The sequence below is a fragment of the Gordoniibacillus kamchatkensis genome, from assembly GCF_000829455.1.
Lineage (GTDB): Bacteria > Bacillota > Bacilli > Paenibacillales > NBRC-103111 > Gordoniibacillus > Gordoniibacillus kamchatkensis.
In genome coordinates, this window is record NZ_JXAK01000102.1 from 1 (window position 1) to 13574 (window position 13574).

Annotated in this window: 12 protein-coding genes; 7 read left to right on the forward strand and 5 right to left on the reverse strand. The window is 53.2% G+C overall.

Features of this window, described 5'->3' with window-relative positions:
• Positions 1-69: 69 nt before the first annotated feature.
• From SD70_RS31185 to SD70_RS31205, 5 genes are all read right to left on the reverse strand, one after another.
• Entirely contained in the window at positions 70-597 is a 528-nt protein-coding gene (locus SD70_RS31185; protein ID WP_052488095.1) for a response regulator, read from the reverse strand.
• A 3-nt stretch (positions 598-600) separates the two neighbouring features.
• Complete coding sequence (locus SD70_RS31190) at positions 601-2040, reverse strand: sensor histidine kinase (protein ID WP_041052475.1); 1440 nt, start codon at positions 2038-2040, stop codon at positions 601-603.
• Complete coding sequence (locus SD70_RS31195) at positions 2037-3041, reverse strand: sugar-binding protein (RefSeq protein ID WP_041052476.1); 1005 nt, start codon at positions 3039-3041, stop codon at positions 2037-2039. Before SD70_RS31195 ends, SD70_RS31190 begins: the two co-directional genes overlap by 4 nt.
• Positions 3042-3123: 82 nt before the next feature.
• Positions 3124-3675 carry a hypothetical protein gene (locus SD70_RS31200; protein ID WP_052488096.1) on the reverse strand — a complete coding sequence of 184 codons (552 nt, stop codon included), beginning with the start codon at positions 3673-3675 and terminating at the stop codon, positions 3124-3126.
• 32 nt (positions 3676-3707) lie between these two features.
• Positions 3708-4571 (reverse strand): tyrosine-type recombinase/integrase, encoded by an 864-nt coding sequence (locus SD70_RS31205; RefSeq protein ID WP_041052477.1) that lies wholly within the window; start codon positions 4569-4571, stop codon positions 3708-3710.
• A gap of 391 nt (positions 4572-4962) precedes the next feature.
• Here SD70_RS31205 and SD70_RS34325 point away from each other — a divergent pair, with 391 nt between their 5' ends.
• The 7 genes from SD70_RS34325 to SD70_RS31240 all read left to right on the forward strand — a co-directional run.
• Entirely contained in the window at positions 4963-8067 is a 3105-nt protein-coding gene (locus SD70_RS34325; protein ID WP_052488097.1) for an S-layer homology domain-containing protein, read from the forward strand.
• Between the two features lie 261 nt (positions 8068-8328).
• The gene (locus tag SD70_RS31215; protein WP_041052479.1) at positions 8329-9192 is read left to right on the forward strand and encodes a tyrosine-type recombinase/integrase; all 864 of its coding nucleotides are present in this window, start codon (positions 8329-8331) and stop codon (positions 9190-9192) included.
• A 39-nt stretch (positions 9193-9231) separates the two neighbouring features.
• Positions 9232-9864, forward strand: coding sequence for a hypothetical protein (locus tag SD70_RS31220; protein ID WP_052488098.1), 633 nt, complete (start codon positions 9232-9234; stop codon positions 9862-9864).
• Between the two features lie 148 nt (positions 9865-10012).
• Positions 10013-10378: a MerR family transcriptional regulator gene (locus SD70_RS31225; protein WP_052488100.1), complete on the forward strand. Its 366-nt coding sequence runs from the start codon at positions 10013-10015 to the stop codon at positions 10376-10378.
• A complete protein-coding gene (locus SD70_RS31230; RefSeq protein ID WP_052488099.1) occupies positions 10375-10782 on the forward strand; it encodes a carboxymuconolactone decarboxylase family protein in 408 nt (135 codons plus the stop codon). The genes SD70_RS31225 and SD70_RS31230 overlap by 4 nt, the downstream gene beginning before the upstream one ends.
• Positions 10783-10804: 22 nt before the next feature.
• Positions 10805-11185, forward strand: a complete 381-nt coding sequence (locus SD70_RS31235; RefSeq protein WP_041052483.1) for a cytidine deaminase family protein — start codon at positions 10805-10807, stop codon at positions 11183-11185.
• A 455-nt stretch (positions 11186-11640) separates the two neighbouring features.
• On the forward strand, positions 11641-13574 hold a 1934-nt coding region (locus SD70_RS31240), incomplete at its 3' end, for an FG-GAP repeat domain-containing protein (RefSeq protein ID WP_197081243.1).

Below are 13574 nucleotides of genomic sequence, written 5' to 3' on the forward strand. Positions count from 1 at the left end.
GCGGAGCGCCGCAGCGACCGCGCCGCGTCGCGCCGCCATCCGCGGCGAACACCAGCGCCGCTCCGGCGCTCAATCCATGTCCAGCAGCTCGGCAATGCGCCTCAGATCGGTGTCGACGACGCCGCCGGACATGAGCAGCAGCGCCAGCTCGCTTGCTACACGCGGCTGCAGCTGCGTCAGCTTCTCCTCGCGCTTCAGCTCCTCGTCGCGCCGCGCCGCTTCCGCATCCAGCTCATGAGCGAGCCGGCGCAGCACGTCCACGACCTGGTCCCGTTTTGCCGGCTTGAGAATATATTCCTTCACGCCAAGCGTCACCGCCTGCTGCGCGTACGAGAAATAGTCGTAGGCGGTGACGAGCACCATTTTCAGCTCAGGCTGCTTTTCTTTCATTTGCCGCAGCGCTTCCAGCCCCTCGATGCCCGGCATCTTGATGTCCATCATGGCGATATGCGGGCGGTACTGCTCGGCGCGCTGAATGGCAAGCCGGCCGTTCTCGGCGTGAATGATCTGGAACTGCCCCGGCATCATCCGCTCGATAATGAATTCCAAGCCTTCCCGCTCCAGCGCCTCGTCGTCGGCAATCAGCAGTCGGTACATACGCTATCTCCCTTCCTTTGCGCGAGACCAAGGCACCCGAATCGTAACTGTAGTCCCTTTCCCTTCCTCGCTCTGAATCGTCACCAGATCGCCGGGCCCATAAAACAGCTGCAGCCGCCGGTACACGTTGCGCGTCCCGAGCCCGGTCGACTGCCCGCGCGGCGCTTCGTCCGCAAACCCCGACTGCGCTTCGAGCAGCCGCTGCCGCGTCTCCTCATCCATGCCCGCTCCGTTGTCCGCCACCGCAACGACGACCGTATCGCCTTCGCGCCGGATGGTCAGCTTGATGCGCGCCCCCTCTTCCATTCCTTCGATACCGTGCACGAATGCGTTTTCCAAGATCGGCTGCAGCGTCAGGCACGGGATCGGCAGCTCGAGCGCGGACTCGTCGATGTCCGTCTCGAAGGCGACCCGGTCGCGGAACCGCGCCTGCTGAATGGCAAAATACTCCTGCGCATGCTCCACTTCGTCGCGCAGCGTCACCGGCGTATCGAGCTTGCGCAAATTGTAGCGCAACAGGTTCGACACCGACACCGTCAAATCGCTCGTCCGCTCCGCCCCTTCGAGCATCGCCAGCTTGGACACCACGTTCAGCGTGTTGAACAGAAAATGGGGGTTGATCTGGCTCTGCAGCGCTTTAATTTCCAGCTCTTTGACCAGCCTGTCTTTCTCCATCATCTCCTGCTTTTTTTCCAGCAATTCTTGCAGCGACGCCAGCATGTGCCGGAACGTCCGCGTCAAAATGCCAATCTCGTCGCTCATCTGCGCCGTCGGCGGCTCCACGTCGAGATTGCCCCGCGAGATTTGCACCGCCACCTGCACGAGATTCGCGATCGGCTTCGTAATGCTGCTCGACAGCCACAGCGCGAACACGACGCACAGCAGCAAATCGACGGCGAGCAGACCGAGCCCGAGCGCATTCATATGCTTGGTATAGACGAGCATCTGCTGATACAGCGGCTGGTAAAAGCTCAGCTCCTGATCGACAAGAGACTGGTTTTCCTCCTGAATATAGCCTGCGGTCTTTTCCACTTCATCGAACTGCTGGGAATAGCTCGCCGCCTCGGTGCGGTACAAAATGCCGATGACGGATTCCTCCGCATCGAGGAACGTCGTTATCATATTGCGAAAATTGCGCACCGCCGCCGCCCGCTGCTCGGAGCGGCTGCTCACGTCGAGCTTTTCCTTCAGCTTCTCCAGCTCCTGCTTGCGGTCGAAGAACGCCGCATACGCCGACGTGCTTTGATTCACCAAATAATTGCTCAGCAGCCGCAAATTATCTTCGGTCATGTTGGCGATCTGCTTGTACAGCAAAATGCGGTCCGTCATCAGGCTGTAGCTTTCCTGAATCGTGCGCGAGCTTTGATAAATAAAAAAGGCGACAGCGTTCATCAGGACGACCAGCGTGACGAGGAACGCGAACAGCTTCGTGCGGATGCTCACGGCGACAGCGCCTCCCCGACGTTGGTGCGGTCCAGAACCTCATAGCTCGTAAAATGATTCCGAACGAGCGTCCCGCCTTCGAAATACATATGCAGCTGGCGAATCGCCTCGCGCCCCATTTCCGCCGGCTTTTGGATGACCGTCGCCTCGATTTCGCCGCGGGCGATCGCCTGCTTCGTCTCGTCCAGGTCATCGAACGCGTAAATGCGCACTTTTTGCTGCAAATTGAGCGTTTTGACCGCTTGCAGAATGCCGACGCCGTCGAGCGCGCTCGTTCCGACCATCACGTTGATTTCCGGGTGTTTGCGCAGCAGCTGCTCCGCTGCCTGCGTCGCTTGAATGCGGGAAATGTTGGAAACGTCTATGCCGGCGATATCGATGCCGGGCGCCGTTTTGACGACATTGCGGAAGCCGTCAAGCCGCAGCTGCTGGTTGGGCGCTTCCGTGCTGCCGATAATGATGCCGACGTGAACAGCCTTCATGCCGAGCCGGGCCGTCGACGCGGCGACGATTTCCCCCAGCTTCGCGCCCGAAGCGAAGTTGTCCGTACCGACATACGTGAGCCGCTTGCTCTCCGGCGCGTCCGTATCTACGGTGACGACGGGGATGCCCCGCTCCATCGCTTTATTAATGAGACGCGTATACTCTTCGCCTTTGACCCCCTGTACGAAAATGCCGTCCACCTTGGATGCGATCGCCTTGTCGAGCAGCTTCGTCTGCTCCGCCGGGTTAAGGCGGAACGGACCGATGTACTCAAGCTCCATGTTGTACTCTTGCGCGGCCTCGTCGGCAGCATGGCCGATCGTGCGCCAGAACGGATTGTCCAGCTCCTGCGAAATCATGACGACATGATGGCGCAAATTTTTCTTATTGCCGGCCGTGTCGGCGATGTCGCGGACGATGCCGGCAATGTTCGCGTAGAACACGCCGAACTGGATAAGCAAGTATAAGAAGACGAGACCGATCGCCGCGAGCGCGAGCGTCCATTTGCGGTCATTCATCGGCTTGGTCCCCCTTCGGCTGGATGTGCGATGGATGCGTTTTCATCCATTATTATATACCAGCGGTCAAGAGGGGAGCCGGCTAACCGAGGATCAATTTCACCTGTTCCTGATATCCGTACTTTTTGAAAAAGTCGATCAAAGCAATTTCAAAAATATCCCTTTGGGAAATGTTCTTCTCTTCGCTAAACTCCCGAATAAGCAAATCGATATTATGGTTCATATATACCGACTTGGTTGTATATACGCCCGGTATAACATAGCGCGGCAGCTGGGATGGCGGCAAGTGGGCCGACAGCAGATCCATCAAAGCTTTTTTGTGAGTTTCCAGAAATAGCAGGATATTCGAATCGGGATCGCCAGGTTCCTCGGTGCCGGAACCGTTGGGCTCCAGCGCGCTTCGAAGCTCCTGCGCCGGCAGTTCCTGCTCGCTGATTGGAGCGGCGGCGGGCGCCATTTCATAATTTTTATTTTCGGAATCCCACACGTAACCTTTCATTTTCATATAATTGGCCATCTGCCTGTAATCGGCGAATTGCAGCCTCTTCGCGATATCTTTAGCGTCCAGTCCTTGCTGGAACATAGCTATGATTTGTATTTCCTTGCCATTTAGGGAGCTGAGCGTTTGTGCCATATGACAAAACCCTTCCTTTTAATATAGATATGTCACAAATGGTTAATGGCCGTTACCAGGTCGGCTTTCCTGGCATGGGTATACACGCTGGTCGTCGTTAAGTTGGTATGGCCCAGCAATTTTTGAATATGGACGATATGGACGTTTTTCTTCACAAGGTTGCTGGCAAAAGCGTGCCGCAAAGAGTGGCAGTTAATCTCGTCGCTCCATCCAAGCTCCGATACGACTCCAGCAATGACTTTATTGACATAGGAACGCGATAATCTGCCTGTATTGCTGGTGCAAAAAAAATAATTCGTCTTCGTATAGGGCCGCTCGTTTTCCAAATAGTTTACGAGCAAGCGTTTGAGCTTCGTATTCATCGGGATGTGCCTTTCCTGCTTCGCCTTGCTTTTGGTCACCTTGATCACATCCGTTGTGAAGTCCACATCTTGCAATTGCAGGTTCAAACATTCGGAAATCCGCATTCCGGTGTAATATAGCGTCTGCACCACAAGCTTGATGAGCGGATGCTCGATTTTATCGACGATGGTGTACACTTCCTTTTCCGACAAATAGATCCGTTCCTTCTGCTCTAATTTGACGGATTCCACGTAAATGACCGGATTGGCTTCGCAAAATTTTTTGCGGAAGCAAAAACTGAAAAAGGTGCGGAAAACAGCCAGCTTCCGCTTGCGGCTGGCGGACATGTATCCTGCCTCATGCTTTAAATAGTACATGTATTCTTCGATATCCTCCGGCGTGATATCCGATAAGTAGGTTTCGCAGTTGTATTTTTTCGTAAGGTAAATGTGGAAATGCAGTAAATCGTTCGTATACGATACAACGGTGTTCATACTTTTGTCAGCGGAAAGTTGGTACTGCCTGAACTTTTGAATCGCTTCTGACAACAGCATGCAGGTAACCCTCCCGATTTCCTTGGTTTAACAAATCCGAGTATAGGCGGCAATTATGAAATTATTTCGATTCCAGTCTGAAATCTGGATAAAATTTCCCTTAATTTCAGATTAAATTTAAAGCTCACGTCCTGTCTCTTTCCAAAAATTTCATATCCGACGGTAAGATAGGATGACTCGCCTTGCGTCGTTTTATGCATGTCAAAAAGTAATTATTTTTGCAAAAAAACTAATGATAAAAAAATGAGTGCCATTGAAATGATGACCATTACAAGGGTCAGCCATTTCATAAATAATTGAGGGTTACCAAATGGATAAAAAAAATCCCTTGGGGGACAAGGGATTCGGAGGCACGTTTATGCAAAAATAACGATGAGTCAGTATAAAGGTTATGAAGAAAAGTTTGAAAGTGATCGCTTCCGCAGCCATGGCCCTCTCGATGTTTTCATCGGTAGCAATGGCTGACGAAGCAGCGACAACATCCACCAGCACGACAGCTGCTGTAAAAACTTCCAAAGATTTTAAAGATCTGGCTGGCCAAGACGCTGCTCTGCTCGCTAAGATCGACGCTCTGCTGAAAGCTGGCGTGTTCGAAGGCGTATCCGACGATACGTTCGGCATCAGCCAAAACATGACTCGCGCACAAGTGGCGAAAGTTCTGACGCTGATCTACAACGTGAAAGTGGACACTTCGGTGAAAACTTCCAGCTTCACGGACGTGAAAGCAGACGACTCGGCTAACGGTTGGGCGATTCCTTACATCGAGGCTGCGAAAAAAGCCGGCCTGATCGACGGAATGACCGACACCACGTTCGCTCCTGGCGACAACGTAACGCTTGGCCAATTCGCTACGCTGCTCGTAAAAGGCCTGGGCAAAAAAGTAGACGTAACCGGCAACCCTTGGTACAGCGATGCTGTTAGCCAAGCAGTATCTCTGGGTCTCCTCCCGGCAGGCACTGACGGCTCCAAGTTTGCAACTCGCGCAGACCTCGTAGGCGGCGCATTCAATGGCCAACAAGCGTACAATGAGCAAAACAAACCTGCTCAAGTATCCGTTGCTTCCGCTAAAGCAACCGGCGTGCAAACAGTAACGGTTAACTTCGACCGCGACGTTGACACTTCCAAAGCGACTCTGACGCTGAAGAAGGGCACGATCGCAATCAACACGACTGCGAAGTTCTCCGATGACAAGAAATCCGCTACGTTGACGCTGACGGACACGAAATTGTCTGCCGGCGACTACACGGTAACTTTGGGCGGTCTGGACGCTTCTGCAATTAAGACTGCAACGGCTACGTTCACTGCTCAAGACGAGGCAGTACAAAAAATTGAATTCGTCACTTCGAGCGATACAATCGCGTATTCCAACAACGTGGTTGTAAAGATTAAAGCGACGAACCAATATGGTGAACTTGCTTCCGCTTCTGCAGGCAATTACAGCTTCTATGGCGATGTTACGAAATTAACAAGAGACAATAATGGTTACCTTCTTGCGACCGTTGATTCCGTAACGAACAAAACGCAAGGTGTCAGCATCGCGACAGTCACCATTGTCAACAACGATAGCCATGTTTCCGCTACGAAAAACTTCACAGTCGGAACTACGCCTATCCTGACCAAGTTGGAGTTGGGTACTCCTAGCTACTCCAACGGTACCGCCATTTCCGGAACGAGTGACAACGCGAAGTTTGCCCTGAACGTATACGATCAGTACGGCAGCCTTATCCCTTATGATGTATTGACATCCAATTCCAACTGGAATAACCCGACTGTTATTTGGAACGATTATGTCCAAGACAGTGCGGCTAAAGCCACTGTGGAAGACGATGGCAACAACATGCCTGAAATGAAGATTACTTTGTCGGAAAATGTGGACAAATCGGGCGACTATTCCTTTACAGTAATTGATCAAGCGGCAACTGCAAGCGGCAAAGTTACGATTAACTCTGCTAAAGTTGCTAACAAAGTGAAATTCGGCGACATGACGGATGTTATTGCTGCCGGCGATGCAGATGCTTACATTCCGGTTATTGCTTATGATGCAAGCGGCAACCAATTGAGCACTGATGATCTGGTGAGCGATACGAACGTTGCTCGACTTAAGTTTTCCGCAAGCGGTGCAACTTCTTACAAATTCGAAACCTCGGGCGAGCATAAAGGTACGCTTCACTTGTCCGGGATCACCGGAACGAAGAATAGCGCTGTTGCTGTAACTGCCATCATCGCTACTGCAAATGTAAGCAGCAGCGACAGCAAAACGTATACCGTTCAAGCAGCGCGTGTTCCGGATCACTTCAAGGAAGTTACTGCACCTGCAACATATGCAGTCGCAGGCGGATATTCTCCGTTTGAGTACGATGTTTACGATCAATACGGAGCAAAACTGAAAACTACCCAGCAAGTCGATTCTTCCGGCAATATTAGCAGCACCGGTTCGACGTATACTGTATCGGTAACGGCGACGACTTATGCGAGCGGAAGCACGACGCCTACTACAGTAACTCCGGGCTCCACAACTCTTAGCGGTGCGGGTGCAATCGTTACGACTGACAACGATGATACCAACGGCACTAGCACGGCGAAGTTTGGCAGCTCTGCAACAACGTACACTGGCGATATCTCTGGCTTTAACAGCACATTCAGATTCTACACGTATGATGGCTCTCAAGGTTCTAAAGTTAACTTTGTTGCAAGAATCCTCAAAACTACCTCTGGCGTAACTACAGAGATTGCCAAAGTTGACAAAACTGTCACAGTACTTGCGAAAAATACCGATATGACGTATTCGTTGAACAGCGTTCCTAACCTGTTCAATACAATTGACAGCGGCGTAACTGTATCGGGCAACACTTACTACGACGGATCGCTTGCTTCGTATACAACGAATTCTACTAACGAAACAGATCCTACTCAAAGCAAACTTGCTCGTGAGGTAACGGTTTCTGCCATTAGCTCCGGCGATAAGGTAGCAGTGCCGAAGAAAATTGTTTCCATTACTTCTGCTAATACAAGCGTAGCAAGAACAGCCGTTACTGCTGCTGGAAAAGCATATGTCATTGGCAACAAAGCTGGCACTACCCAAATTGCTGTGACATTCGTGCAAGCTGATGGCACTTCCAAGACATTGTCAACCAACGTTACCGTTAAGAACGATGCTCTGTCGGTAGCCGGCCTTTCTTGGGACGACAATGGTTACAACAATGCGCTTAAATTTAACGCGTTCCAAAAGCTTAACGTAACCGATAACTACGGCGTTACCTACGAAGACACAGATGCTGCACAGTACAACTATCTGCTCGGTGTAACCTTCGCGGTGACGAATATTTCCGGCGGTACGGTTACTGTCGATCAGTACGGAAACGTTACTGCTACACCTGATTCTTCTAACACCAGTGGCATTGTAACATTCGATCTGACAGCAACTTCTGCATCCGGTAAATCGGCAACTACTGCGATTGCCGCAAAAGCTGGTAACACGAACTACACTGCACAGTAACAGGTTTTTGAACACCTGTGATGACATCTAGAGTGGCTCGATGACCTAATCAGAATGCACCTCTCAGAAGATAAATTGGCAATTGCCTACATCGGCGATTTCCAAACAATTCTAAGAGGTGCATTTCTGGTTATGGTTGATTCATTAAAAAAATGTAAATATAATATTCCATTTTTGCTTCTATTGTATACAAATCAGTCTGGTGGAAGCGATTGGTACCTTTAGTAATGTAACTTTTGAAAGGAGCGGCCTATTTGCACAATGGAGTTGACCGATGCCGTAATCAAGTTCAGACAATATCAGCTTGCCTCGGATAAAAGTGAAAGTACGATTAACTCGTATGCCAACGACTTGCATCACTTTCATCATTACATTACGTCCAAATATAATTGCGAGCCTTATTTGTCGGATATTACCCCCGAAGATATCGAAGAATATTTGTATTTCCTGAAAGATGAATTAGGATATACGTCGGCGAGCAGAAAGCGGAAACTGGCCGTCTTTCGGACATTTTTCGGCTATTGCTTCCGGAAAAAGTTTTGCGAGGTTAACCCGGTTTTATATGTCGAGTCTATAAGACTGGAACAAAAAGAGAGAATCTATTTATCGGAGAAAGAAGTTCAAACCATCGTAGACAGGATTGAGCATCCTCTTATTAAATTGGTTGTGCAGACGCTTTATTATACAGGCATGCGCATATCCGAATGTTTGAACCTTAAGGTGCAAGACGTCGATTTCGCCAAAAACGTGATCAAAGTGACGAAAACAAAGGGGAAAAAAGAAAGGCACATACCGATCAATCCAAAGCTGAAAACGTTGCTGCTCCATTATTGGGAGCACGGGAGAACGTCAACGGATACGGATTTCTTCTTCGGAACCAATTATACCGGCAGGTTGTCGCGCTCTTATGTCAATAAAGTTATAGCGAATATAGTTTCGGAACTCGGCTGGAGCAGCGAAATTAACTGTCACTCGATGCGGCATGCTTTTGCGAGTAATTTGGTGAAAAAAGACGTTCACATCGTCCATATTCAAAAATTGCTGGGACATACATCGTTAACGACTACCAGCGTCTATACCCATGTCAAGAAAGCCGACCTGGAAAAAGCAGTAAGTTACTTATAGATGTTCTAAAATTATAAAAAATAAAAGGGGATGAACAATGTGGCCAAGACTCTTGCTGCAGTTAGCGGGAAAGAAGTGCAGATCATCGCGATGTTCCAGCAGGGGCTGGAAGCTAAAGAAGTCGCGAAAAGGTTGCACTTTGCTGATCACAGGCAAATGGCGAACTATATGAAAAGCTTAGGATATGTGTGGAACAGCGAGAAAAAAAATTATGAGAGCACCGTACATGTCGAAACTGAAGAGGAAGCGAAGCAATTCGCAGCAACGTCTGGCCAAGATCAAACTGAACTCGAAAACTTGGATTGGTCGCCGGAACGCATGACGAGCTTTTTGACATTTTTTGAAGCAAATAAAGATACATTAGTGGAAATAGTAAAAAATCATGGTCCCTTGTCTGAATTGCCTCGCTACGTAATTCCCGGTGTTTATACAACAAAATCGGTCTACATGAACCATAATATCGATATGCTGGCTCGCGAATTTAGCGAAGAAAAAAATATTTCGCAACGGGATATTTTCGAAATCGCTTTAATAGATTTCTTCAAAAAGTACGGCTTTAGCGCCCGAGTCAAAGTTCTCATGGGTGCTCAAAAGTTGTTTTCCATGTTGCTTTGTACGAGCGTTGTATGCCTATCCGATTCTGCAGTCCTCCTCCCCCCATTAGCCATGTAAATGTGAAAGATGCAAGCCGTGTACAAGTTCAAATTGCTTCGCTCAAATACGACCATGCTTGCCATTTAGGCTGAGGATGGTCGTATTTATTTTTTGGACTTGCCTTGGAGCGCACTCCAACGTTTATACTAAGTTCATGAAGCAGACAATGTACACCATCCGAGACATGGCCCGCCAATCGGGCCGGAGCGCCGACACGCTCCGTTATTATGAGAAGATCGGCCTGCTCGACCGGGTACGCCGCGAGCCAAACGGTTACCGCGCTTACAGCGACGCCGATCTCGCCTGGATCGCTTTCCTGGACCGGCTGCGCGCAACCGGCATGAGCATCGCCGACATGACGCGGTTTGCCGAGCTGCGCCGCCAAGGAGACGGCACTGTCGCCGCTCGGCGCGAATTGCTCGAGAAGCACGAAGCCGAGCTGACTCGACGGCTCCAGGAGCTGGAGCAAGGTCTGGCGGCAATTCGCAGCAAAATCGAACATTACAGCGAAATGGAGCGCAAACGAACATGATATCACAAGATCACGACCGGTACGAAAGAGGCCTTGCCAAGCTCGCCGAAGTGGATGGCCACGCCGGCGAACAAGTCGTGGCGCCGCTTGGCGATCTCGGGCGCTATATCGTCGAATTCGCCTTCGGCGACATTTACAGCAGAGGTGTACTGTCGTTGCGCGAGCGGGAGCTGGCGACGGTCGCCATGCTGGCGGCGATGGGCGGCCGCGAACCGCAGCTGCGCGTACATTTGGGCGCCGCCCTAGGCGTAGGCGTCACGCCTCGCGAGCTGGAGGAAGCCGTACTTCAGACCGTGCCTTACGCCGGCTTTCCGACGGCGATTAATGCGATGAATGCGCTGAAGCAAGTGCTGGCCGAACGGGGTGCGGCAGACGCCGGCACTACTTGGGAGATGCAAATATGAAGGTAAGGAGTGCGACCGAGCTGTGACATTTGAGGAGCTTTACGCCAAAGCCAAATCCGTCTTGCATCCGCGCAAGCTCTCGGACTATGCCGAAGCCGGAGGAGTAGGAGCGGCCATTCTCACCGAAAGCGGAAATGTATACACCGGCGTCTGCATAGACACGGCATGCTCCATGGGCTTTTGTGCGGAGCACGCCGCTGCAGCCGCCATGGTCACCCAGGGCGAGAGCCGCGTCCTGAAAATGGTCGCGGTCGGCTGGGACGGAAGCGTCATGCCGCCGTGCGGCCGCTGCCGCGAATTTATTAGCCAGCTTCACAACGATAATCTGCATACGGAAGTGATGGTAGGGGAAGATGTGATCGTGGCCCTCAAGGACCTTCTGCCTTACGACTGGCGCAAATAATTCCTCGGTTCCATCCTGAACGGCCGCACAAAGCGGTAAAATGGCCCGGCGATTCGTTCACAAATCGCCGGGCCATTTTGTTTGACGAGAAGGAATACGTGACGCTCATTATGGCCATCAATACGATCAACGCCTAGAATCGCATCGCCATCTCCACCGGCATGTTCCCCGGGTGCATGTAAGCAGCCCGGAAGCAACGCTGCCATGAGTAATAGTTGGCCGCGGAGGACCCGCGGGCATCGGTTGTTCGAATGCACCGACATCGGCATACGTCCGAAATCGTCAGCCATGAGAAAAGGCTGTTCGGGCGTATGCCGATTTTGCTGTGCAAGAGCTTCAGGCGGCCGGTTTCGACACGCTTCGATGCGGGCGGAGGAACCCCGAAAAGTTAACAACACCGGCGGAAAATGCTATAATGGCAAGGACAATAAACCTGAAGCAATGAGGGATTTATATTGCGTGTCTCGACTTTTTTCAGCAAGCGGACGCTGCTGTATGCGGTGCTGCTGGCGGCGGCCGTGCTGACCGCACTGTTCTCGCTGCACCGGCAGGAAACCATCCGGCTGCTGTACGCGACGAACGGAGACAGCTACGATCCCTCGGCCTACGACCAGTTCCGGCAATCGAACGTTGCCAACTTGACGGTCGAACGGCGCGATTGGAATGGGCTGTCTGCCCGACAGCTCGGGCGCTACGACGCCGTCTACCTCGATCCGGGGCTGCATACGGCGCAAGGGCTCGCTCATGCCGAACGGCTGACCGAGTACGTGCGGAAGGGCGGCCACCTGTTCCTTGAAAATGTTTTCGCCGCCGACGTTCCGCTCGCGCTGCTCGGCGCGCAGCAGCTTGAACCCGTGCACAGCGCCGCGGCGAAGCCGGCGTTCACTTATCCCCAGGTCGATGCCGACTTGCGGGGGATGCAGCAAGTGTTCCAAATGTTCAGCTCCAATTTCTTTACCCATACGAGCATGGACGACTTGCCCGGGTTCGCCTGGGGGACGGGCATGAAGCCGTCGACCGCGCTCACGCTTGTGGCGCTGGACGGCGTCTCGATCGCTACGGCGAATGCGTACGGCGGCGGCAGCGTGCTGCTGTCGAGCGCGTTTTTGCCGAATCGGTATTTCATTACGGGGTATGATTTACAGAGCGGGATGGACCCGGCCGCGGGATTTCCGACGCTGGTGAAGCAGTTTAACGAGAAGGCGAAGCCCGTGCGGGGCGCTGCTTACTTCGACAAAACGAAGCTGCCGCTCGAGCCGTTTTTTCACTTCGCGTTCTCAGCGGCGAATGCGCAATACCGGACGGAGTACGTCTCGTTCGTATCGAAGCGCAAATACGGCCTCACGGTAAAAAAAGTGCTCGGGCCATACGGACGTCCGGCAATGGCGTTTCAGAACCATTTTGAAGCGATGCCGGCCATTCGCGACCGGGACGGCATCCAGTGGGCGGAAATGCTGAAAGAGTACCGCGAAATTCCGTCGTTTTCGCTGGTGCGCTCCACGTACGAGTGGGGGCTGTGGAAAGAATCGGTATCCGCGCAGCTGAATACGGGCACCTCGGCACAGCCGAAGTTCCACGGTGAAGCGCCGAACTCGTTTTACGGCAGCGGGACGCATCTGTTTGCCATCAGCGGCGGGAGTGCGGCAGATGAAGCAATTGGCGGCGGCTCGGTCGCAGGCGGCAGCGCATCCGGTGGAACCGCCAAGGCAAGCTCCGGGAACGGGGCGAGCTCCGCGGGGGCTGCGGGGCAGGGCGTTGGCGCCGCTGCGAGCGGGAGTTCGGCGGCACCAGCAGCCAAAATCATCACCGGCGCGAGGTACCCCGACTACAAGGAGCTTGCGAACGCGATCGACCTTCCGTACCGAGCTTCGCCGGCGTTTATGGACGTGAACGGGGACGGCCGCGCCGACCTGCTGCTCGGCAGCGCGGACGGATCCGTGAGCGTCTACATCAACCTCGGGCCGGAGCCGGCTGCGAGCGGCACGGCGGAGGCGGTGCCGGCAGGCGTAGCGCCGCCTGACCGGTTCGCCGGGCCGCAGCCGCTGCGGCTCGAGGACGCGGGCGGCACGGCGGCGCAAGGCGCGGGTGCCGCCGGCACCGCAGTGGCTGGCAAGGCGAAAGCAACGGCTGGCACGGCAGGAGTTGGCGCGGCGAAAGCGGGTACCGTTGCTGCAAGCACCGCGGCGTCCGACGCCCAGGCGGGCTACCGCGTGCCGTCGTATGCGGCGCTGGCCGTGGCAAGCGCCGCCGGGATGCCGCCGACGCTGCTCGTCGGCGACGGCGACGGGCGTGTGACCGCCCTGGCGCTCGGCGCGGGCGGCCGGTTTGCGTCGCCGGTGCCGGTGGCGGCGGGCGGACGCCGTGCAGGTGCCCGGGCCGCAGCGCCCGC